Source organism: Ralstonia pickettii (genome assembly GCF_016466415.2).
Classification (GTDB): domain Bacteria; phylum Pseudomonadota; class Gammaproteobacteria; order Burkholderiales; family Burkholderiaceae; genus Ralstonia; species Ralstonia pickettii.
Window position 1 is genome coordinate 775,862 of the sequence record NZ_CP066771.1, and the last position, 21,243, is coordinate 797,104.

At 65.2% G+C, this 21,243-nt stretch carries 18 protein-coding genes; 11 read left to right on the forward strand and 7 right to left on the reverse strand.

From position 1 onward, the window contains the following. Window position 1 precedes the first annotated feature (1 nt). The 3 genes from RP6297_RS03740 to RP6297_RS03750 form a co-directional block, all read right to left on the reverse strand. Window positions 2–424, reverse strand: a complete 423-nt coding sequence (locus RP6297_RS03740; RefSeq protein WP_223293278.1) for a tripartite tricarboxylate transporter TctB family protein — start codon at window positions 422–424, stop codon at window positions 2–4. Window positions 425–720: 296 nt separating this feature from the next. After that, window positions 721–1,173, reverse strand: coding sequence for a DUF2214 family protein (locus RP6297_RS03745; protein WP_009238745.1), 453 nt, complete (start codon window positions 1,171–1,173; stop codon window positions 721–723). Between the two features lie 48 nt (window positions 1,174–1,221). Further along, window positions 1,222–2,442, reverse strand: a complete 1,221-nt coding sequence (locus RP6297_RS03750) for a CaiB/BaiF CoA transferase family protein (protein ID WP_009238744.1) — start codon at window positions 2,440–2,442, stop codon at window positions 1,222–1,224. 182 nt (window positions 2,443–2,624) lie between these two features. Between RP6297_RS03750 and alaS the strand changes: the two genes are divergently transcribed. From alaS to RP6297_RS03770, 4 genes are all read left to right on the forward strand, one after another. After that, entirely contained in the window at window positions 2,625–5,267 is a 2,643-nt protein-coding gene (alaS, locus tag RP6297_RS03755) for an alanine--tRNA ligase (protein WP_009277328.1), read from the forward strand. 304 nt (window positions 5,268–5,571) lie between these two features. Then, a complete protein-coding gene (locus RP6297_RS03760) occupies window positions 5,572–6,687 on the forward strand; it encodes a purine-nucleoside phosphorylase (RefSeq protein WP_009238742.1) in 1,116 nt (371 codons plus the stop codon). Further along, window positions 6,684–7,733 (forward strand): purine-nucleoside phosphorylase, encoded by a 1,050-nt coding sequence (locus RP6297_RS03765; RefSeq protein ID WP_009238741.1) that lies wholly within the window; start codon window positions 6,684–6,686, stop codon window positions 7,731–7,733. The genes RP6297_RS03760 and RP6297_RS03765 overlap by 4 nt, the downstream gene beginning before the upstream one ends. Window positions 7,734–7,965: 232 nt before the next feature. Continuing rightward, window positions 7,966–10,074: a TonB-dependent siderophore receptor gene (locus tag RP6297_RS03770; protein WP_009238740.1), complete on the forward strand. Its 2,109-nt coding sequence runs from the start codon at window positions 7,966–7,968 to the stop codon at window positions 10,072–10,074. Between the two features lie 6 nt (window positions 10,075–10,080). Here RP6297_RS03770 and RP6297_RS03775 read toward each other — a convergent pair whose 3' ends face one another. From RP6297_RS03775 to RP6297_RS03785, 3 genes are all read right to left on the reverse strand, one after another. Next, window positions 10,081–10,839, reverse strand: a complete 759-nt coding sequence (locus tag RP6297_RS03775; RefSeq protein ID WP_009238739.1) for a slipin family protein — start codon at window positions 10,837–10,839, stop codon at window positions 10,081–10,083. A gap of 11 nt (window positions 10,840–10,850) precedes the next feature. Further along, window positions 10,851–12,245, reverse strand: a complete 1,395-nt coding sequence (locus RP6297_RS03780) for an NfeD family protein (RefSeq protein WP_009238738.1) — start codon at window positions 12,243–12,245, stop codon at window positions 10,851–10,853. A gap of 81 nt (window positions 12,246–12,326) precedes the next feature. Next, the gene (locus RP6297_RS03785; RefSeq protein WP_009238737.1) at window positions 12,327–13,235 is read right to left on the reverse strand and encodes a LysR family transcriptional regulator; all 909 of its coding nucleotides are present in this window, start codon (window positions 13,233–13,235) and stop codon (window positions 12,327–12,329) included. A 102-nt stretch (window positions 13,236–13,337) separates the two neighbouring features. Here RP6297_RS03785 and RP6297_RS03790 point away from each other — a divergent pair, with 102 nt between their 5' ends. From RP6297_RS03790 to RP6297_RS03815, 6 genes are all read left to right on the forward strand, one after another. Beyond that, complete coding sequence (locus RP6297_RS03790; protein WP_009238736.1) at window positions 13,338–14,552, forward strand: YbfB/YjiJ family MFS transporter; 1,215 nt, start codon at window positions 13,338–13,340, stop codon at window positions 14,550–14,552. Between the two features lie 75 nt (window positions 14,553–14,627). After that, complete coding sequence (locus RP6297_RS03795; RefSeq protein WP_009238735.1) at window positions 14,628–15,425, forward strand: class II aldolase/adducin family protein; 798 nt, start codon at window positions 14,628–14,630, stop codon at window positions 15,423–15,425. A 55-nt stretch (window positions 15,426–15,480) separates the two neighbouring features. Further along, window positions 15,481–15,669: a 4-oxalocrotonate tautomerase gene (locus tag RP6297_RS03800; protein WP_004629375.1), complete on the forward strand. Its 189-nt coding sequence runs from the start codon at window positions 15,481–15,483 to the stop codon at window positions 15,667–15,669. A 34-nt stretch (window positions 15,670–15,703) separates the two neighbouring features. Further along, the gene (locus tag RP6297_RS03805) at window positions 15,704–16,750 is read left to right on the forward strand and encodes a threonine aldolase family protein (RefSeq protein WP_009238734.1); all 1,047 of its coding nucleotides are present in this window, start codon (window positions 15,704–15,706) and stop codon (window positions 16,748–16,750) included. Between the two features lie 14 nt (window positions 16,751–16,764). Then, on the forward strand, window positions 16,765–17,346 hold the full coding sequence (locus RP6297_RS03810; RefSeq protein ID WP_009238733.1) for an NUDIX hydrolase: 582 nt from the start codon (window positions 16,765–16,767) through the stop codon (window positions 17,344–17,346). A 47-nt stretch (window positions 17,347–17,393) separates the two neighbouring features. After that, window positions 17,394–17,621: a sulfurtransferase TusA family protein gene (locus RP6297_RS03815; protein ID WP_004629370.1), complete on the forward strand. Its 228-nt coding sequence runs from the start codon at window positions 17,394–17,396 to the stop codon at window positions 17,619–17,621. A gap of 94 nt (window positions 17,622–17,715) precedes the next feature. Here RP6297_RS03815 and RP6297_RS03820 read toward each other — a convergent pair whose 3' ends face one another. Continuing rightward, on the reverse strand, window positions 17,716–18,348 hold the full coding sequence (locus RP6297_RS03820; protein WP_009277329.1) for a LysE family translocator: 633 nt from the start codon (window positions 18,346–18,348) through the stop codon (window positions 17,716–17,718). A gap of 288 nt (window positions 18,349–18,636) precedes the next feature. Here RP6297_RS03820 and RP6297_RS03825 point away from each other — a divergent pair, with 288 nt between their 5' ends. Next, window positions 18,637–21,093: an ExeM/NucH family extracellular endonuclease gene (locus RP6297_RS03825; protein ID WP_009238731.1), complete on the forward strand. Its 2,457-nt coding sequence runs from the start codon at window positions 18,637–18,639 to the stop codon at window positions 21,091–21,093. Window positions 21,094–21,243: the final 150 nt, after the last annotated feature.

The following is a 21,243-nucleotide window of genomic DNA, read 5'->3' on the forward strand; positions in this document are numbered from 1 at the left end:
CTCAATTGCCGATGAAGGCCGGCCACACCGGGAACTGCAGCTTGAGCCCGTACACGAAGGCCGCCAGGCTCATCACCACCATCACGATGGCGGTGCCGGCCGCACCCTTGAGCGTGAACTCGTGGCTGGCCATGCTGGAGACCAGCACGAGCACCACAAGCGAGAGCACCAGCCCAAGCGGTTGCAGCAACAGCCCGAACAGCACCACGGAGCCGAGAACCCACAGCAGCGTCTTGACGTCCCAACGCGGAATGCGATCGACCACGCCCTTGCGGGACACCGATTGCACGACGACAACCACGCCCAGCAGCACGAGCACCACGCCCAGCCAGAACGGGAAGTAGCCCGGGCCCATGCTGCCGGCCGTGCCCATGCGGTAGCTGCGCGCCAGAAGGGCAAACGCCGCACCGGCGACGATGAACATGACGCCGGATGCAAAGTCCTGGTGACTGCGGATCACCGGACGACCTCGTGGATCGTTCTGCAAGTCTGGTCTCCTCGGGATGGCGTGCCGCGCGGGTTCGGCGGGCCGCCTTATGCCTGGTAAGGCGACCAAGTTTGCACGCTAAGCAGACCGGCTTTCAAGCAGCTTGCGGAGGGGAGGGTATGCCGCTTCATGAGCCGGCGCGGCGCCCCGGGCAAACGGTTCAGGGTTTGTCCCTAGCGTTGCCCTGGGCAACATTGGGGCCGCACCGCGCGGTTGCGCGGTCCCCGGTGCAATTACATGCCGATACCGCGCGCCATCAGCACGGCCGCCAACGGAATGAAGATGATCAGGTGCGACTCGACCATGACCCAGCGGCGCGTCTTGGCAATCTCCGACGGCGTGGGCACGAAGTCGGGCAGCGTCTTGCCCTGCTTCTTCCAGCGCAGGATGTTGATGGTCGGAACAATCGACATCAGCCCCACGAGAATGAACAGCCCGATCTTGATGTGGAAGATCGGGTTGTGGACATAAAACGCGTAGCCCTTCGCACCGTAAATCACACGCAGCACGCCGGTGACAACCACCGCGACGGCCGCCACGCCGTACACAGCGTCATAACGTCCCAGGCGTTTGCGGATCTCCGGCGTCATGTCGGGACGCAGCACCACGGCCTCGGCGGTGAGAAAGACGATTAGCGTGAAGATCGAGATGTAATGCAAGTAAGCCAGCAACGCATCAAGCCACATGTGGACCTCGTCAGGGGTGGGGAAATGGTTTGCGCCAAATGCTCCGGTTCAGATCACGCCGCGCCTGCGCAGCGAGTCGACCTGGTCCGCGCTCAGGTTCAACACGTCGCGCAGCACGGCCCCGGTGTGCTCGCCGAGCAGCGGCGGGTGGCTGGCGGCCTTGGGCGGCGTGGCGCTCATCTTGACCGGGCTGCCGACAAGCTTGACGGTGCCCGCGCTCGGATGCGGAAGATCGACACGCAGGCCACGCGCCTGCACCTGCTCGTTGTCGAACACCTCGTCGAGCGAATTGATCGGGCCGCACGGCACGCCGGCGGCTTCAAGCTTGTCGATCCATTCGCCTTTGCCGAAGCGCTTGACCATTTCGGCCAGGATCGGCACCAGCACGTCGCGGTTGGCCACGCGCTGCGGGTTGGTGGCAAAGCGCGGGTCGTCGGCCAGCTCGGGCATGCCGCCCGCATCCACAAAGCGCCGGAACTGCCCGTCGTTGCCGACCGCCACGATGATCCAGCCATTGGCTGCCTGGAACGTCTGATACGGCACGATGTTCGGATGCGCATTGCCCCAGCGCTTGGGGGCCTCGCCGCTGGCGAGGTAGTTGGTGTTCATGTTGGCCAGCATGGCGACCTGCACATCCAGCAGCGCCATGTCGATGTACTGGCCCTCGCCGGTGCGGTCGCGATGGGCCAACGCCGCCAGCACGGCCACGGTGGCGTACATGCCGGTCATCAAATCCGAGATGGCCACGCCGGCCTTTTGCGGACCGCCGCCGGGCAGGTCGTCGCGCTCGCCGGTCAGGCTCATGAAGCCGCCCATGCCTTGCACGATGAAGTCGTAGCCGGCGCGTGGGGCGTAAGGGCCGGTCTGGCCGAAGCCCGTGATCGAGCAGTAGACGAGGTCCGGCTTCACCGCCTTGAGCGATGCATAGTCGAGTCCGTACTTCTTGAGCTGGCCGACCTTGTAGTTCTCGAGCACCACATCGGCGTGCGCGGCGAGCTGGCGGACGATGTCCTGGCCCTCGGGCGTGCTGATGTCGACGGTGATCGACCGCTTGTTTCGATTGGCGGCGAGGTAATAGGCGGCTTCGGCGGTGTTGTTGCCCGCTTCGTCCTTGAGCCACGGCGGGCCCCATGTGCGCGTGTCGTCGCCGGCGCCGGGACGCTCCACCTTGATGACGTCGGCGCCAAAATCGGCAAGGTTCTGTGCGCACCAGGGGCCGGCAAGCACGCGGGTCAGGTCGAGAACACGAAGATGGCTCAGAGCGCCCATGGATTGACGAATCGACACGATTGGAACGGGTGCACTCTACACCACGCTCCGGGGTACCCCCAGCCCCATGCGACGAATGGGCGCTAATACATTAGCAACCCCGTATAATCAATAGCTTGCACTGATCCAAGATGCGCCGGGCGGTTGCCCCAGGCGCCATGCTGACTCCGGCACCCCGCGACATGAAAGCCTCCGATATCCGCCAAAAATTCCTGACGTTCTTTGAGGGCAAGGGCCACACCGTGGTGCGCTCTTCGCCGCTGGTGCCGGGCAACGACCCGACGCTGCTGTTCACCAACTCCGGCATGGTGCAGTTCAAGGACGTCTTCCTCGGTACCGACAAGCGCCCGTACGTGCGCGCGGCCTCCGTGCAGCGCTGCCTGCGCGCCGGCGGCAAGCACAACGACCTGGAAAATGTCGGCTACACGGCGCGCCACCACACGTTCTTCGAAATGCTCGGCAACTGGTCGTTCGGCGACTACTTCAAGCGCGACGCACTCGTGTGGGCGTGGGAGCTGCTGACGCAGGAATACAAGCTGCCGGCTGAGAGGCTGTGGGCCACCGTCTACCAGACCGACGACGAGGCCTACGACATCTGGACCAAGGTCATCGGCCTGCCGCCCGAGCGCGTCGTGCGCATCGGCGACAACAAGGGCGCGCCGTATGCCTCCGACAACTTCTGGCAGATGGCCGAAACCGGCCCGTGCGGCCCGTGCTCGGAAATCTTCTACGACCACGGCCCGGACGTCTGGGGCGGCCCCCCGGGAAGCCCGGAAGCCGACGGCGACCGCTACATCGAAATCTGGAACAACGTGTTCATGCAGTTCGATCGCCAGCTCGATCCGGCGACCGGCGAATACACGCTGACTCCGTTGCCCGCACCGTGCGTCGACACCGGCATGGGCATGGAACGCCTGGCTGCCATCCTGCAGCACGTGCACAGCAACTACGAGATCGACCTGTTCCAGGCGCTCATCGCTGCCGCTGCGCGCGAGACGAACACGAAGGATCTGGCCAACAACTCGCTGCGCGTGATTGCCGACCACATCCGTGCATGCTCCTTCCTGATCGTCGACGGCGTGATCCCGGGCAATGAGGGCCGCGGCTACGTGCTGCGCCGGATCATCCGCCGCGCCATCCGTCACGGTTACAAGCTCGGCTGCCGCGCAGCGTTCTTCCACAAGCTGGTGGACGACCTCGTCGCGCAGATGGGCGAAGCCTATCCGGAACTGCGCGAGGCGCGCGACCGCGTGGTCGAAGTGCTGCGCACGGAAGAAGCCCGCTTCTTCGAGACCATCGAGCACGGCATGTCGATCCTCGACGCCGCGCTGGGCGAGCTGAAGACCTCGGGTGCCAAGATGCTCGACGGCGAGCTGGCCTTCAAGCTGCACGACACCTACGGTTTCCCGCTGGACCTGACGCAAGACGTCTGCCGCGAGAACGACGTGATCGTCGACGAAGCCGCCTTTGACGCCGCCATGACCCGCCAACGCGAGCAGGCACGCGCCGCCGGCAAGTTCAAGATGGCCGCCGGCACGCTCGACTACACCGGCGACAAGACGACGTTCCACGGCTACGAGCAGCTTGTGCGCGAAACCGCGCGTGTGACGGCGTTGTTTGTCGACGGTGCATCGGTGCAGGAAATGCATCCGGGCCAGACCGGCGTGGTGGTACTGGACCACACCCCGTTCTATGCGGAATCGGGCGGCCAGGTTGGCGACCAGGGCACGCTCAAGGCTGCGACCGTCTGGTTTGATGTGGTCGACACGCTCAAGGTGCGGCCGGACGTGTTCGGCCACCACGGCGAGCTGCGCACCGGCGTGCTGAAGGTTGGCGATGCCGTGGCGGCGGAGGTGGACGCAGTGCGCCGCGCGCGCACCATGCGCAACCACTCGGCCACCCACCTGATGCACAAGGCGCTGCGCGAAGTGCTGGGCAGCCACGTGCAGCAGAAGGGCTCGCTGGTGGATGCGGAAAAAACCCGCTTCGACTTCTCGCACAACGCACCGATGACGCCGCTGCAGATCCGCGAAGTGGAAGCGCGCGTCAACGCAGAAATTTTCGCCAACGCGGCCACGAGCGCGCAGCTCATGGGCTTTGACGACGCGGTCAAGAATGGGGCGATGGCGCTTTTCGGCGAGAAGTACGGCGACGAAGTGCGCGTGCTGTCGATCGGTTCGTCGAAGGAACTGTGTGGCGGCACGCACGTGGCGCGCACGGGCGACATCGGCCTGTTCAAGATCGTGAGCGAATCGGGCGTGGCGGCGGGGATTCGCCGTGTGGAGGCCATCACTGGCGACAACGTGCTGCATTACCTGCAGACGCTCGATACGCGCATCAACGAAGCGGCTGCCGTACTGCGTGCGCAGCCGTCGGAACTGACGTCGCGCATCGTGCAGGTGCAGGACCAGGTCAAGACGCTCGAGAAGGAACTGGAGCGCCTGAAATCGAAGCTGGCCGCAAGCCAGGGCGACGAACTCGTGAGCCAGGCCGTGGACGTTGCCGGTATCAAGGTGCTGGCTGCCAAGCTGGACGGCGCCGATGCCAAGACGCTGCGCGAGACCATGGACAAGCTCAAGGACAAGCTGCAGACCGCCGCCATCGTGCTGGGCAGCGTGACCGACGGCAAGGTCGCGCTGATTGCCGGCGTGACGGCTGATGCCACGGCCAAGGTCAAGGCGGGCGAACTGGTCAACTTTGTCGCCCAGCAAGTCGGCGGCAAGGGCGGCGGCCGCCCGGACATGGCGCAGGCTGGCGGTACGGAACCGGACAACCTGCCGCAGGCGCTGGCCGGCGTGGCGGCGTGGGTGCAGCAGAAGGTCTGATGTAAGCCTTCGCACCGGATGCGCTGAACGGCGCGCGTTCCTGGAAACGGGGCGCGCGCCGTTCGCCTTTGGGGCCCCATTCCGTGCGCCGCGCACGCATCGCAGTCTTGTATAAGCCAGCTTGACAAGTTGGCTGGCAAACGCCAGCCGCTAGAGACAGGCCCCGCCATGGCCTATACCGGGAAAACGTTGCCGATTGTGTAGCGATTGCGTGCCCCTTGGCAGGCAATTTGCATCGGTGGCGCGCGCTGGCCCCCCCAGCGCGGGTTGACTCCATCCGTATCCCAAAAATCCGAGGAGAACCATGAGCGTCCTATCTGACAAGGTTGACGCCCCGCCACCGCAGCCGCCGCACCGGCTGCTCGGGCGCAAAGGCAAACGATTGGCGCGTGCCGTCGCGGTTGGCGCATTGCTGGCGGCGGGCGTTGGCGCGTCGACGCAGCCGGGTGCGCAACTCGCACCGGAATCGCACGCGCGCAAGGTCAAGGTGCTGATCATCAGCATGTTCGCGCCCGAGGCGCAACCGTGGATCGACAAGCTTGGCCTCACGCAGGACGTGCCGGTGCCGGGCCTGTCCATCGACTACCCGAACGTGCATTGCAATGCCAGCGACGTCTGCCAGCTCACCACCGGCATGGGCAAGGCAAATGCTGCGTCATCCGTATCTGCGCTGATCTACAGCGGCAAGTTCGATCTGCAGCGCACGTACTTCCTCGTGGCGGGCATTGCGGGGATCGATCCGTCGCAGGGCACGCTCGGCAGCGCGGCGTGGGCGCGCTTCCTCGTCGACAGCGACATCGCGTGGGAGATCGATGCGCGCGAGGTGCCCGCCAGCTGGCCGAACGGTTTCATCGGCATCAACACGCAAGGCCCAGGGCAGAAGCCGCCGCTGGATTACAAGACCGAAGTCTTTCGCGTGAACGAGGCGCTGCTGCAGAAGGCCCTGGCGCTCTCCAAGGGCGCGGTGCTGGACGACAACGCCACCGCACGGGCCTATCGTGCCAACTACCCGAGCGCACCCGCCAACCAGCCGCCGTCTGTCGTGCAATGCGACACCGCTGCCGGCAACACGTACTGGCACGGCGCCAAGCTGGGCGAGCGCGAAGCCGCGTGGGTCAAGCTGCTGACGGACGGGCAGGGCACGTATTGCACCACGCAGCAGGAAGACAACGCCACCTTTGAGGCGCTCACGCGCGGCGCGAAGGCGGGGCTGCTCGATCTGCAGCGGGTGGCCGTGCTGCGCACTGCATCCAATTTCGATCGGCCGTATCCGGGGCAGACACCGTACGACTCGCTGGTCAACAGCAACTCGGGCGGGTTCGTGCCTTCGCTCAACAACCTGTATCTGGCGGGTGGCCCGCTGGTCAACGAGATCGTCACGCGCTGGAGCGTGTGGAAACACGGAGTGCCCTCGCCATGATCGATTCCCGATTCAAGATGCCCATGCCGCGTTTGCGTACGATCGCCAAGCTCTGCGCCGTCGGTGCCGCAGCGCTGACCTTGAACAGCTGCGCGTATGACGGAGTGAAGGTCATCGTCATCAACATGTTCCAGGGCGAAGCCCAACCCTTTATCGACCGCTACGACCTGAAGGAGAAGGTCTACATCTCCGGCCTGTCGCCCGACGCGCCCAACATGCTGTGCAACTACGACGGCATCTGCCAGGTCACCACGGGCATGGGCTACGCAAATGCCGCGTCGACGATTTCCGCGCTGCTCTATCGCAGCAAGCTGGATCTCTCGCACACGTACTTTGTGATTGCCGGCATTGCGGGCATCGATCCGCGGCAGGGGACGGTGGGCTCGGCGGCGTGGGCGCGGTATGCGGTCGATTACGGCCTGTCGCACGAGATCGATGCGCGCGAGATGCCGGCCGGCTGGCCGTACGGCTACTTTGGCATCGGCACCAAGGGCCCCGGCCAGAAGCCGCCGATGGACTACCGCACCGAGGTGTTCCAGCTCAACGAGACGCTGCTGCAGAAGGCGTACACGCTGTCGAAATCGGCGACGCTGGAAGACAGCCCCGAGGCCATCGCCTTCCGCAAGAACTACGCATATGCGCCGGCCAATCAGCCGCCTGCCGTCATCCAGTGCGACGTGGCTTCCGCCGATACATGGTGGGCCGGCCGCAACCTCGGACAGCGAGCGCGTGACTGGGTGAAGACGATGACCGACAACAAGGGCACCTACTGCACGACGGCGCAAGAAGACAACGCCACGCTGGAAGTCCTGACGCGCGGCGCCCGTGCCGGCAAGGTCGACTTCAGCCGTGTGGCATTGCTGCGCGCCGGGTCCGACTTCGATCGTCCGTACGACGGCCAGAGCGCCTCCGACGGGCTCATCAACTATGCGCAGCAGGGCGGCTTTGTGCCGGCCACGCACAACCTCGTCAATGCGGCCAAGCCGTTATTGGACGACATCGTGCAGCACTGGCCCCAGTGGAAACAGGGGGTGCCGGCGAATTAACAGTTGCCGACATCACATTTCAATCTATATAATGCGAATCATTCGCATTTGATGGAAGGCCAGAGGCGAATGCCCGACCGCTGACCATCGCTCCCACCGGGCGAGCCAGCAGGTTTCCACCTGCCAGCCAAGGGGTCGACGCGCCGCGTGATGTATTGCGGCGCGTTTTCTCTTCTCTGAGCGCATTGCCGCGCGTCCGGTTTCGCCAATCCTGATCGACCCTTTGCCCGCGATGAACCGTCATCTCGCGGCTCGCGCCTTCTCGTGCGCGCTCGCCGCCATTCCTCTTGCCGTTTCCACATTGGCGCATGCCGAAGCAGGCCAGCCGGCTGCAGGCGGCGCCACGGTGGACCTCAACGAGACGACTATCACGGCAGGCAGCCAGCGGGGCTTTGCAGCCAGCACGGCACAGGTCGGAGCGTTCCGCGGGATGGCGTTGCGCGACATCCCTGCCACCGTGAACGTGGTCACGCGCGAGGCGCTCGACGCGCAGCAGGACACGTCGCTGTACGACGCCCTGCGCAATACGGCCGGCGTGACGCGCCAGCAGCTCTCAGGCGAAACGTTCGACAACCTCGCCATCCGCGGCGTGACTCTGGAGAACCGCACCAATTTCCGCTTCAACGGCTCGATGCCGATGGCTGCACTCACGGCGATCCCGCTGGAAGACAAGGAACGCGTGGAGGTGCTCAAGGGTGTATCGGCGCTGTATTACGGCTACACGACGCCGGGCGGCGTGGTGAATCTCGTGACCAAGCGGGCCGGCAACACGCGGGTGACAACGCTGGGCATGCAGTTCGACAGCAACGGCAGTGTGGTCGGCACGCTGGACCTGGGGCGCCGTTTTGGTGAAGACAATCAATATGGCCTGCGCTTCAATGCGGCGGGCGGCTCGCTGCAGTCGCCGACGAGCGGCATTGACGGTACGCGCCAGCTCGCGGCCGTGGCCTTCGACTGGAAGGTCAACAGCCGGCTCAGCCTGAAAGCCGACGTGGAATATTCGCGCAAGGTCATCACCGAACAGTCGGTGGTGACGCTGCCCGCCGCCAAAAACGGCGTCATCACCTTGCCGGCCATGCCCGATCCGGCCAAACGCATTGCGCCGGGCTGGGCCGACTTTGACGGCAACAACACAAACGCGTTGCTGCGTGCCGATTACGCGCTCGCCGACGCATGGCTGCTGACGGTGGAGGGTGGCATGTCGGAAACGGCGCGTACGCGGGCGTTCTCCGAATTTCGGCTGACGAACACGCTGACGGGCGCCGGCACGCTGTCCGGCCAGCGCCAGAGCGGTCGCTGGAATACCAGCCACGTGCGGGTAGACGTTTCCGGTACCGAGAAGACGGGGTGGATCACGCATGACCTGACCTTCGGCGTGGCGCGATCCGACATGCGTCAGGCGGCCGTGTACTCGGACCGCTTCTCAGGCGCGCAGAATCTGTACAACCCGGTCGACCTCGGCTGGCTGCCGACCACCGGCACCGGCTTTACCGCCGAGCAGCGCGCCGTAGACAGCGGCGTCTACGCGCTGGATCGCATGACGCTGTCGGAGCACTGGCAGGTGATCGCCGGACTGCGCTACACGCGCTATACCAGCGAGCAGGCGCCCAACCGTTATGAAGCCAGCAAGACCACGCCGCTGGGGGCGGTCATCTACAAGTTCACGCCGACGCTGTCGGCGTATGCGTCGTACGCACAAGGCCTGGAAGCCGGAGCGCGCGCCCCAAATACGGCCGCCAATGCCAATGTGGCCATGCCGCCCGCGCTGTCGGAGCAGAAGGAACTCGGCCTGCGTTACGAAACACCGGCCGGCACACAGCTCGCCGCTGCCGTGTACGACATCGACCGCGCGGCGAGCTACACCAACGACGCGAACATCTTCGTGCAGGACGGCCGCGAGCGGATTCGGGGTATCGAGCTGACCGCGCAAGGCCGCGTCACCCAGGATTTGTCGCTGCTGGCCTCGGCCGGCTGGACGGACGCGAAGTTCCGCGGTGTCGGCAATGGCCTCGACGGAAAAACGCCGGAAAACACGCCGCGCAGCACTGCCAGCGTCTTTGCCGAATACACGTTGCCGATGCTGCGTGCTGTCTCGTTCAACGCGGGCGCCTACTACCTCGGCCCACGGCCTGTGAACGACGCCAACCAAGCAGAGCTGGGCGGCACGACGCTCTTCAGCGCAGGCGTGCGCTATGTGACGCGGATTTCGGGCAAGCGCGCGACGCTGCAATTCAATGTCGACAACCTGACCGACAAGCGCTACTGGGCGGGCGCCGGCAACAACCGTCTGTCGATGGGCGCGCCGCGGCTGTTCAAGCTCGGCATGAAGATCGATCTGTGATGCGGGTCAGCCGCCGGCGGCTTTCTTTACCGCGCCCAGCACTTCCATCGGCAGCGGAAAGACAATCGTCGAACTCTTGTCGCCGGCGATCTGCGTGAGCGTCTGAAGATAGCGCAACTGGATTGCCTCGGGCTGCTGGGCTAGCATGCGTGCGGCTTCGAGCAGCTTTTCCGACGCCTGCAGTTCGCCTTCCGCGTGGATGACCTTGGCACGGCGTTCGCGCTCGGCCTCGGCCTGACGGGCGATGGCGCGGATCATCGATTCGTTCAGGTCGACGTGTTTGATCTCCACGTTCGCGATCTTGATGCCCCACGGGTCGGTCTGGATGTCGAGCACCTTCTGGATGTCGAGGTTGAGCTTTTCGCGCTCGGCCAGCATCTCGTCCAGCTCGTGCTTGCCCAGGATGGCCCGCAGCGTCGTCTGGGCGAGCTGGCTGGTGGCTTCCAGATAGTTGGCCACCTGGATGATGGCGCGCTCCGGATCGACCACACGGAAATACACCACCGCATTGACCTTGACCGAAACGTTGTCGTGCGAGATCACATCCTGCGGCGGCACGTCCATCACAACCGTACGCAGATCCACGCGCACCATTTGCTGGATCGCCGGTACGATCAGCACCAGCCCCGGCCCCTTCACGCGCCAGAAGCGGCCCAGCAGAAACACCACGCCGCGCTCGTATTCGCGCAGCACCCGGAACGACGAGATGACCAGCAGCACGGCCAGGAAGATCAGGCCGCCTGCGCTGAAGAAGCCGTAAAGCATTTTTCTTCTCCTTATGAAGACGCGGCGAGGGGGGCAACGGGTTCCACCATCAGTGTCAGCCCACGCCGGGCGATCACACGCACCTGATCGCCACGCGCGATGCCACCATCGCAGCGCACGCGCCAGCGCTCGCCATGGATGCGCGCCCAGCCGTCGCTGTCGGCATCGGCGTCCGGTGTATCGACGTCCACTACTTCGCCTGTCATGCCGATGAGCGTATCGCCGCCGGTCACGATCGGCCGCCGTCGCGCACGCACCGCCAGGCTGGAGAGCGCTAGAACAACGGTCAGGCTTACGAAGGCCAGTCCGATGATGAGCGGAAGCGGCACGCCAAAGCCCGGGGTTTGCGTATCGATCAGCATCACCGCGCCCAGCACGAACGCAACGATGCCGCCCACGCCGAGCGCGCCGAACGTCGGCAGGAATGCTTCAGCCACCATACAGCCGAGGCCAAGTGCAATGAGGGCAAGCCCCGCGTAGTTGATCGGCAGCATCTGCAGCCCGTAGAGCGCCACTACGATGCACACTGCGCCGAGGATGCCGGGCACGACCATGCCAGGGGTCGAGAATTCGAAGATCAGTGCATACACGCCCACCGTCAGCAGCAACAGCGCCAAGCTCGGGTCGGTAATGACGCCGAGGAAGTGGTTGCGCCAGTCCGGCTCCAGCGTGACGATGGTTGCCTCGGCTGTACGCAGCGTGACGTCGCCGGCGGACGTGCGCACCGCGCGGCCGTCGACTTGCTTGAGCAGATCAGGAAGGCTTGCGGCAACAAGGTCGACCACGTGCTGGCTGGCGGCTTCGGTCGCGTCGAGGCTCACGGCCTCACGCACGGCGCGCTCGGCCCATTCCGCGTTGCGACCGCGCAGTTGCGCCAGCCCGCGGATGTACGCCGCCGCGTCGTGCATCTGCTTGCGGGCGAGGGTGTCTTCGTTGCTGGAAGAGGCGCTTGGCGCGCTGGCCGGCTTGGCGCCGTCGCCGGGGCTCGGGGCGTGGCCGCCCATGCCGATTGCCACGGGAGACGCCGCACCCAGGTTCGTGGCGGGCGCCATCGCCGCAACGTGGCAGGCGTAGAGAATGTAGGTGCCAGCGCTCGCTGCCCGCGCGCCGCCGGGCGCCACGTAGCCCGCCACCGGCACGGGCGACGCAAGGATGGCCTGAATGATCTGGCGCATCGACGCATCGAGGCCGCCGGGCGTATCCATTTGCAGCACAACGAGCTGCGCTCCCTGATCGCGTGCCTGTTGCAGGCCGCGGATCACGTAGGCTGCGCTGGCCGGCCCAATGGCACCGGTGACCGGCAACACCACGACCGGAGCGGCTGCCACGGCAAGGCTGGTCCAGACCGCGGCCATCACCGCTGCCAACCATCCCATCCAATGCTGCATCCGCAACGATCGTTGCATCTGCGCCTCCGTCCGTGATTGCCGCCCTTTGCCCGATCAGACTGGCGGCACGATCCCGACTTTCGCTGATCCGCTTTCAGTTTAGGCAGCAATCGCCTCGTGTGGGGTGGCGCTTGCCGCCGGCTGCGGCTCGCTCAGCACCTGAACGAGCGCCTGCAGGGCAGGGCCAGCCATGTCGCGGTGCCAGGCGAGCAGCGTGTCGACACGGCCCGGCTTGCCTAGCGTGTGGATGCTGATTTCTGGCGCATTCGTATATAGCTCGAGCACCGAGCGAGGCACCAGCGCCACACCAATGCCGGCGGCCGCGCACGCGATGATGGCGTGGTAGGAGCCAAGCTCCAGCACGCGGGACGGCACCACGCCGTCTGCGGCGAACCAGTCTTCGATCAATTGCCGATAGGCGCAGCCAGGTTCGAACGCGAGCATGCCGGCAGTCTGCACGTCCGCCGCGCGGCGGATCGGTGGATGGGCGCGGTGGGCAATCAGCACCAGCTCTTCGGCAAATGCCGGCAGCGTGGTCATGGCGGCGCGCGTGTTGTTCAGGCACGCCGTTTCGGCAACGAACGCGCAATCGACTTCAAAGTTCGATAGCGCCTGGAGTGAGTGGCGCGTGGTCATCGTCACCAGTTCGAGCTGCACGCGCGGCCAGCGTTGATGCAGCGTGGCCAGGAGAGCAGGAAGGCGGCTGGCCGCCGTGCTTTCCATCGAGGCGATGCGCAGGCGCCCGTGCGGCTCGCGCGGCTGCACGGCCTGGCGCGCTTCGGCGGCCAGGCGGAGGATGTCGTCGGCGTAGGTCAGCAGGGTCTGTCCGGCGGGCGTCAGCACCATGCGCTTGCTTTCGCGCACGAACAGCTGCACGCCGAGTGACGCTTCGAGCTGGCGGATGCGTGTCGTCACATTCGACTGCACGCGATTGAGCTGCTGCGCCGCCCGCGTGACGCCGCCTTCGCGCACGACGGCGCGGAAGATCTCGAGCGAGGACAGATCCATATGTATCCCAAATGCTAATGGGTTCGTTCAATATAATTCATTTTTCAGGATGAGCGGCCTTGCGTACGATGAAGTGCCGATTCCCTCATCCGGGCCCACTCCATGGAGCACACGCTGTCTTCCCCCTCAGCCTTGTCCGCCGCGCATTCCCAGCGAGCCAGCGCTTGGCGCGTGGCGATTGCGGGCATGGTGGCGCTGTCCGTGGCGATGGGCATCGGCCGCTTCGCCTTCACGCCGATCCTGCCGATGATGCTTCACGACGGCAGCTTGACGCTGGCCCAGGGTAGCTGGCTCGCCACCGGCAACTACCTCGGCTATTTCGTGGGCGCGCTGGCTTGCATGGCGGTGCGCGGCGACGCGGCACGGCTCATCCGAATCGGTCTGGTTGCGACGGTGCTGCTGACCGCCGGAATGGGCGTTCTGCAAGGGCAGCCGGCGTGGCTTGTGCTGCGCTTTGCGGCAGGCATGGCCAGCGCGCTCGTGTTCGTCTTTACGGCGGGCTGGTGCCTGCATCGGCTTACCGAGCTTGGGCATGCAGCGCTTGGCGGCATCATCTTCTGCGGGCCCGGCTTGGGCATCGCCATTCCGGGGCTGGCGGCCAGCGGCATGGTGGCGCTGGGTTGGCATGCAACGTCGGCGTGGATTGCGTTTGGCGTGCTGTCTGCGCTGCTTTCGGCGGCGGTGTGGTCGACCATTCGGCCCGAGGCACCGGCGCATGCCGCTCCGGCGCCCGCCGCATCCGGCAAAGCACCCGGCCTGGATGCGCCCACCAGCGCGCTCACGATTGCCTACGGTCTGGCCGGGTTCGGCTACATCATCACCGCCACGTTCCTGCCCGTGATCGCCCGTAAGGTGCTACCTGCAGGTTCGCTCTGGCCCGATCTGTTCTGGCCGATGTTCGGTGCCGGCGTGGCGCTCGGGGCATTCCTTTCCACGCGGATCAGCCTGGCGCGCGACAACCGTTCGCTGCTGGCCACGGCCTATGGCATGCAAGCGGTTGCCGTGACCATCAGCATCGTCTGGCCGACAGTGGCGGGGCTTGCGCTTTCGAGCACGCTGCTAGGCCTGCCATTCACGGCGATCACGCTGTTCGCCATGCGCGAGGCGCGCCGGCTCTGGCCGCATGCCGCGCCGCGTCTGATGGGGCTGATGACGGCCGCGTATGGCATCGGCCAGATCGCCGGGCCGCCGCTGGCGAACCGGCTGTTTGCGGCCACGGGCGGCTTCAATGCATCGCTTGCCGTGGCAGCCGTGTCGCTCGTGGCTGGCGTGGTCATCTTTCTTGTGGTCAAGCGCGTGGCCCCGGCGCGTGCGTGATGCGCGGCATGTAAAGACGCGGACAGCGCGGTCGGTGCACCCGTTCTAGAATGCCTCCTCCATTGGAGGAGCCTCATGTCTTTTGCCCTGCGCCCCGATGCCGTTGTGCCCGGCGGCGAGATCAGCCAAGCCGAGCGTGCGGTGCGCGTCGATCTGGCAGCCGCGTATCGACTGGCCGCGCTCAACGGTTGGGACGATCTGGTCTACACCCATCTGTCTGCGACCGTGCCGGGCGAGGCCGATCACTTCCTGATCAACGCTTTCGGCCTGGCGTTCGACGAAATCACCGCATCCAACCTCGTCAAGATCAATGGCCGCGGCCAGCTAGTCGGCGATTGGCCCGAGGGCGCTGCGCGTCCGTCCGTCAACGTCACGGGCTTTGCATTGCACGCGGCCGTGCATGCCGCACGGCCTGACGCACAGTGTGTGATCCATCTGCATAACACGGCGGGCATTGCCGTGTCGGCGCAGAAGCACGGGCTGCTGCCGCTTTCACAGCATGCCCTGCGTTTTCACCGGCGTATTGCATATCACGATTACGAAGGTTTGGCTTTTACGCCCGAAGAGGGCACGCGTCTTACCGCGTCGCTCGGCAATCATTTCGCCATGCTGCTGCGCAATCACGGCACGCTCACCATCGGCCGCATCGTGGCGGAGGCGCACGTTTTGATGGCCACGCTCATCAAGGCTTGCGAGATCCAGATCCAGATCCAGATCCAGGCGCAGGCCGGCGGCGAGGTCGTCTCGCCCGCGCCGCACGTGGCAGATCGCGCGGCGGAACAGCTCGAAGATGGCGGCGCCATCGAAGGCGTGATCGAGTGGCCGGCGCTGTTGCGCAAACTGGATAAAATCGACGCTTCGTATCGCGACTGACGCGACTGATACAACCGCCGCGACTATCAGAGCGACGCACTAAACAGGAGACACCATGCCGACTTTCCATATCGAGATGTTCGAGGGCCGCAGCGTTGAGCAGAAGCGCAAGCTCGTCGAAGAGGTGACGCGCGTCACCTGCGAATCGCTGGGCTGCGCCCCGGGCGCCGTCGACATCATCATCACCGACATCAAGCGCGAGAACTGGGCTACCGGCGGTGTGCTGTGGTCCGAGCAGAAGTAACCCATTCTTTTCCACTCACATTTGCCGGCCCGCCATGCAGCCCAAGCAGCATTTCGCCTCAGACAACTACGCGGGCTTCTGCCCGGAGTCGCTGAAGTATTTCCTGGAGGCCAACGGCAGCGGCCATGAGCCGGCCTATGGCGATGATTCGTGGACGCAGCGCGTGTGCGACCGCATTCGCGACCTGTTCGAGACGGATTGCGAAGTCTTCTTCGTCTTCAACGGCACGGCGGCCAATTCGCTGGCGCTGTCGTCGCTATGCCAGTCGTATCACTCCGTGATCTGCCACGAGCTGGCGCACATCGAAACGGACGAATGCGGCGGCCCCGAGTTCTTTTCCAACGGCTCGAAGTTGCTGACCGCCAAGGGCGAGAACGGCAAGCTGACCCCGGATGCGGTGGAAGCCCTCGTCACGCGGCGCTCCGATATCCACTACCCGAAGCCCAAGGTCGTTTCGCTGACGCAGTCGACGGAAGTCGGCACCGTCTACACGGTGGATGAGGTGCGCGCGATTGCCGCGATTGCCAAGCGTCGGCAGTTGCGCGTGCACATGGATGGCGCGCGTTTTGCCAACGCGGTGGCCTCGCTTGGGGTGCATCCGTCCGAGATCACGTGGCGTGCCGGCGTGGATGTGCTGTGCTTTGGGGGCACGAAGAACGGCCTGCCGGTCGGCGAGGCGGTTGTCTTCTTCGACCGCCGTCTGGCGGAAGACTTCGCCTATCGCGTCAAGCAGGCTGGGCAGCTGGCGTCGAAGATGCGCTTCATCTCGGCGCCGTGGCTGGGTCTGCTCGAGAACGATGTGTGGCTGCGCAACGCGCGTCACGGCAACGCGATGGCGCAGTTACTGCACGCGCGCATTGCCGACGTGCCGGGCGTGCGCATCATGTTCCCGACCGAGTCGAACGCCGTGTTCGCCGAGTTGCCGGTGCCCGCCATTGAGGCACTGCGCGCCCGCGGCTGGCGTTTCTACACCTTCATTGGTGCCGGCGGCTGCCGCCTGATGTGTTCGTGGGATGTGGAGCCCGAGACGGTGGAAGCCTTCGCCGCCGACATCCGCAACGCCTGTGAGCAAGCTGTCTAACGCATCTCTCTGCCATGAGCTTCGACTACCGCTTCTGCCCCCAATGCGCTACGTCGCTCGTCGAGCAGCACAACGCCGGCCGCCTGCGCATCGCGTGCCCCGCGCAGGACTGCGGCTTCGTGCACTGGAACAATCCGTTGCCCGTCCTGGCGGCGGTTGTCGAATACCGCGGGCAGATGTTTCTCGCGCGCAATGCGCTGTGGCCTGAGGGCATGTTCGCGCTCGTCACGGGTTTTCTCGAACGCGACGAGACACCCGAAGAGGGCATCGCGCGCGAGCTGAAGGAGGAGACGAATCTCGACGCTCGCTCGATCTCGCTGATCGGTGTGTATGAGTTCATCCGCAAGAATGAACTGATCATTGCGTACCACGTGGTGGCCGATGGCGAGATCGCGCTGTCGGAAGAGTTGGTTGAATACCGCCTGAAGCCGTTCGAGAAAGTCCGCCCCTGGACGGCCGGCACTGGTTATGCCGTCGCCGATTTCCTGACCGCGCGCGGGCTGCCCGTCAGCTACATCGACATCCGTACCGGCGAACCGGCTGAGCCGCCGCCGCGCCAGTGGCAACCCACGCGGCTCGTTACAATTCCGGAATGACTGACGCGAGTGGCACTGCGCCGCTTGCCCGTACCACTGAGGAAGACATGGAGTTTCAGAAGGAAATCGACGCGCGCGGCCTGAATTGCCCGCTGCCCATCCTGCGCACGAAGAAGGCGCTTGCCGACATGCAAAGCGGCGACGTGCTCAAGATTCTTGCCACCGACCCCGGCGCCACGCGCGACTTCCAAGCGTTCGCCAAGCAGACCGGCAACGAGCTGCTGGAGCATAGCGAGCACGACAAGGTGTTCACGTTCTACATGCGCCGCCGCTGATCTGGCAGCGCGTTCAATGAAAACGGGGCGATCCGGCCAAACCGGATCGCCCCGTTTTGATTTGGCGGCGGATCGTTTCACCGACTTTGTGTGGCTACTTGCGCGCTTCCATCGCCATGCGCAGCGCCAGGCTGGTCAGCACGGTGCCCATCAGGTAGCGCTGAACCGACAGCCAGCTCGGCTTGCGCGAGAGGAATGCAGCGATGCTGCCGGCCGTGGCCGCGATCATCGAATTGACGGTCAAGCTCACGCAGATCTGCGTGAGCCCCAGGCAGACCGATTGCACCAGCACGCTGCCGTGCGCCGGCTCGATGAACTGCGGCAGCAGCGACAGATACAGCACCGCCACTTTCGGGTTGAGCAGGCTGGTCAGCAAGCCCATCGTGTAGAGCTTGCGCGGGCTGTCCACCGGTAGTTCACGCACCTGGAACGGCGCCCGGCCGCCGGGCCGCACCGCCTGCCAGGCGAGGTACAGCAGATAGATCGCACCGCCAAAGCGCAGCGCATCGTAGGCAAACGGCACGGCCATCAGCAAGGCGGTGATGCCGAATGCGGCGCACAGCATGTAGAAGACGAAGCCCGTGGCGATGCCCGCCAGCGACACCAGCCCGGCGTTACGCCCCTGGCAGATCGAACGCGAGATCAGGTAGATCATGTTCGGGCCCGGCGTCAGCACCATGCCGAGCGCAACCAAGGCAAAGGTGAGCAGATTGGTGAGGGTAGGCATGGCGAAATCGCTGTCTGCGGAAAGGGCGAAGAGCTTGCAGGCTAGCACTGGCCGCGATTCGGCCAACAGGTACAGAAATCCATAAATTTTCGCGATTCTGTATCGGTCCCACGTAGACAACACGCCGACGGCAGCGTCGACGCTTGTTTCATTTTTTGGTGAGCGCGGGCTGCGAGGAAGGAACGGCTTACAGAATGCTGAACGATCGGTGACGGCACGCCATGCGTGCGTCATCGGCGTTGCTGAGGGTATGCCGAAATCCTTTTATTCCCCAACCCCCCCGTCCCCATGCGCCTGCATTTCCTCCTTGCCGCCGTGCTGTCCGTGGCGTTGCCTGCTCAAGCCGAGCTTCTCATCAGCGAGTACGTAGAAGGCAGCTCGAACAACAAGGCCATCGAAATCTACAACCCGGACGGCGCCGAAGCCGATCTGTCGGTCTACAAGATCGAGCAGTACAACAATGGCGCCAGCACGCCCACCGCGTCGTTTGCGCTCTCGGGCAAGCTGGCGCCAGGCGCCGTCCATGTGATGGCCCACAGCACACTGGCCAGCGTGCTCGGCAGCCGCGTCAACCAGACTGCGGCGTTCTCCTTCAATGGCGACGATGCGCTGACGCTCACGCGTTCCGGCGTGGTTGTCGACCGCATCGGCCAGGTTGGCTATCAACCGCCGTCCGGCTTCTGGGGTACAGCCAGCGCCGGCACCAAGGACCACACGCTGCGCCGCCAAGGCACGGTGAAGGCGGGCGACACGGACAGCACAGCTGCCTTCAATCCATCCCTTCAGTGGGATGCCTTCAATATCGACGACTTCTCCGACCTTGGCCTGTACAACGGGCAGGGCACCGTCACGCCACCACCCGCCGTTGCGATGTGCGGCGCGCCGGCAACGCACCTTGCGGATGTGCAGGGCGCCGGGGCCACTTCGCCGCTGGTCGGCCTGAACGTCGAGATCGAAGCCGTCGTGACCGCCGACTATAGTGGCGCCACCGGCTTTAACGGCTTCTTCGTGCAACAACCCGACGCGCAGCGCCGCCGGTTGTCTGGCGTGTCGGAAGGCCTGTTCGTCTATGCACCGGGCGTCAGCGCCCGCGCTGGTGACCTCGTCCACCTGGTCGGCAAGGTCGAGGAGAAGTACGGCCAGACGCAACTGACGCTGGCCACCAACGGCATCGCAAGCTGCGCCAGCGGCTCCAGCGTGACGCCGATCGACGTGACGTTGCCCGTGGCCGATGCGAGGGCGTGGTCGGCGTATGAAGGGATGCTCGTGCGCCTGCCGCAGACCCTCACGGTGAGCGAGACGTACGAACTTGGACGCTACGGCAGTCTGCTGCTCAGCAACGGGCGCCTGCCATTGCCGACAAACGTGGCACGGCCCGCAACTGGCGCGGCGGCCCAGGCATCGGCCAATGCGCTGAACCGCATCGTGCTTGACGATGGCTCCAATCAGCAAAATCCCGCCAGCGTGCGTTACCCGGCGCCGGGCCTGTCGGCGGTAAATCCAGTGCGCGCCGGCTATACCGTGAGCGGTGTGCAGGGCGTGCTTGATATGCGCTACAACGCCTGGCGCCTGCAGCCTGTCCCGGGTGCGGCCGCGCCGGCTTTCAATGCTGCTGCGAACCCGCGTGCGGGTGCCCCTGCGCGCCACGCCCAGGCCGATGTGCGCGTCGCTTCGTTCAACGTGCTGAACTACTTCAACGGAGACGGCAAAGGGGCTGGCTTTGACGATCCGGCCAATCGGGGTGCCAAGACACAGGCCGAGTTCGAACGCCAGGAAGCCAAGATCGTCGCCGCCATCCGCGAGCTCAATGCCGACGTGGTCGGCCTGATGGAAATCGAGAACGACGGCTACGGCGAGCTCAGCGCCATCCGCCGCCTGACGACCCAGCTTGGCGCCGACTGGCGCTATGTCGACCCGGGCATACCGAAGCTCGGCGGCGATGCGATCACGGTGGCAATCATCTACAACGGCCGCACAGTGGAGCCCGTCGGCACGCCGGCCACGCTTGCCATCGACGACAAGAACCGCCAGCCGCTCGCGCGCAGCTTCCGACGCATCGGCGGCACGCAGAACTTCACCGTCGTCGTGAATCATCTGAAGTCGAAGGGCTGCTCCGGCGCGACCGGCAAGGACGCCGACCAAGGCGATGGCCAAAGCTGCTGGAACCCCACCCGCGTCCGCGCTGCCGGCCTGATCGCCGACTGGCTGGCGACCTCGCCGACCGGCGTGGCGGACATCGGCAAGCTCCTTATCGGCGACCTCAACAGCTATGCCAAGGAAGACCCCATCGTGCTGTTCGCCGACAAAGGCTACGCCGACATGGTGGCGAAGTTCGTCGGCAAGGATGCGTACAGCTACGTCTATGGCGGCGAAGCCGGCTACATCGACCATGCGCTGGCCACTCCGGGCCTGGCCGAACGTGTGCGCGCCGTGCACGAGTGGCACATCAACGCCGATGAGCCGATTGCGCTGGAATACTCGTTCGCCTACAAAAGCGCCGAACAGCAGCAGACGTTCTACGCGCCGGACGCCTACCGCTCGTCGGACCACGATCCGGTGCTGGTCGACCTCGCGCTCAATACGCAGACGGCAGGTGGCGGCACGAGTCCGGAAGGCGATGCGGCGGCGGGTGCGGCCACTGGCAGCACAGGGGTGGGGGGTGCCGGTGCGGTGGACCCGATTCTCGGGCTCGTACTGGCCGCCGCTGCGGTAGCCTTGGCGCGGCGTCGTGCGTGTCGGTTCTGAGCGTCTGCGCGCTTCCTCGGGCGACGCGCGGCAGCTCCATCACCAGTCGAATCGCATCCGTGCGTTCGCTGACCGTTCGACACAGCCTTAAGGTCGTTTCCGGCCATCCGGCTCGGGACTGAATTAAGCTTCTGAACTGGCGCGATCAGC

What these genes read in the sequence shown, in the direction of transcription:
- RP6297_RS03825 (WP_009238731.1), top strand. Translation starts at nt 18,637, where the DNA reads ATGCGCCTGCATTTCCTCCTTGCCGCCGTGCTGTCCGTGGCGTTGCCT.
- RP6297_RS03780 (WP_009238738.1), bottom strand. Translation starts at nt 12,245, where the DNA reads ATGCAACGATCGTTGCGGATGCAGCATTGGATGGGATGGTTGGCAGCG.
- RP6297_RS03770 (WP_009238740.1), top strand. Translation starts at nt 7,966, where the DNA reads ATGAACCGTCATCTCGCGGCTCGCGCCTTCTCGTGCGCGCTCGCCGCC.
- RP6297_RS03790 (WP_009238736.1), top strand. Translation starts at nt 13,338, where the DNA reads ATGGAGCACACGCTGTCTTCCCCCTCAGCCTTGTCCGCCGCGCATTCC.
- RP6297_RS03785 (WP_009238737.1), bottom strand. Translation starts at nt 13,235, where the DNA reads ATGGATCTGTCCTCGCTCGAGATCTTCCGCGCCGTCGTGCGCGAAGGC.
- RP6297_RS03740 (WP_223293278.1), bottom strand. Translation starts at nt 424, where the DNA reads ATGTTCATCGTCGCCGGTGCGGCGTTTGCCCTTCTGGCGCGCAGCTAC.
- RP6297_RS03745 (WP_009238745.1), bottom strand. Translation starts at nt 1,173, where the DNA reads ATGTGGCTTGATGCGTTGCTGGCTTACTTGCATTACATCTCGATCTTC.
- RP6297_RS03760 (WP_009238742.1), top strand. Translation starts at nt 5,572, where the DNA reads ATGAGCGTCCTATCTGACAAGGTTGACGCCCCGCCACCGCAGCCGCCG.
- RP6297_RS03750 (WP_009238744.1), bottom strand. Translation starts at nt 2,442, where the DNA reads ATGGGCGCTCTGAGCCATCTTCGTGTTCTCGACCTGACCCGCGTGCTT.
- alaS (WP_009277328.1), top strand. Translation starts at nt 2,625, where the DNA reads ATGAAAGCCTCCGATATCCGCCAAAAATTCCTGACGTTCTTTGAGGGC.
- RP6297_RS03820 (WP_009277329.1), bottom strand. Translation starts at nt 18,348, where the DNA reads ATGCCTACCCTCACCAATCTGCTCACCTTTGCCTTGGTTGCGCTCGGC.
- RP6297_RS03815 (WP_004629370.1), top strand. Translation starts at nt 17,394, where the DNA reads ATGGAGTTTCAGAAGGAAATCGACGCGCGCGGCCTGAATTGCCCGCTG.
- RP6297_RS03795 (WP_009238735.1), top strand. Translation starts at nt 14,628, where the DNA reads ATGTCTTTTGCCCTGCGCCCCGATGCCGTTGTGCCCGGCGGCGAGATC.
- RP6297_RS03810 (WP_009238733.1), top strand. Translation starts at nt 16,765, where the DNA reads ATGAGCTTCGACTACCGCTTCTGCCCCCAATGCGCTACGTCGCTCGTC.
- RP6297_RS03765 (WP_009238741.1), top strand. Translation starts at nt 6,684, where the DNA reads ATGATCGATTCCCGATTCAAGATGCCCATGCCGCGTTTGCGTACGATC.
- RP6297_RS03805 (WP_009238734.1), top strand. Translation starts at nt 15,704, where the DNA reads ATGCAGCCCAAGCAGCATTTCGCCTCAGACAACTACGCGGGCTTCTGC.
- RP6297_RS03800 (WP_004629375.1), top strand. Translation starts at nt 15,481, where the DNA reads ATGCCGACTTTCCATATCGAGATGTTCGAGGGCCGCAGCGTTGAGCAG.
- RP6297_RS03775 (WP_009238739.1), bottom strand. Translation starts at nt 10,839, where the DNA reads ATGCTTTACGGCTTCTTCAGCGCAGGCGGCCTGATCTTCCTGGCCGTG.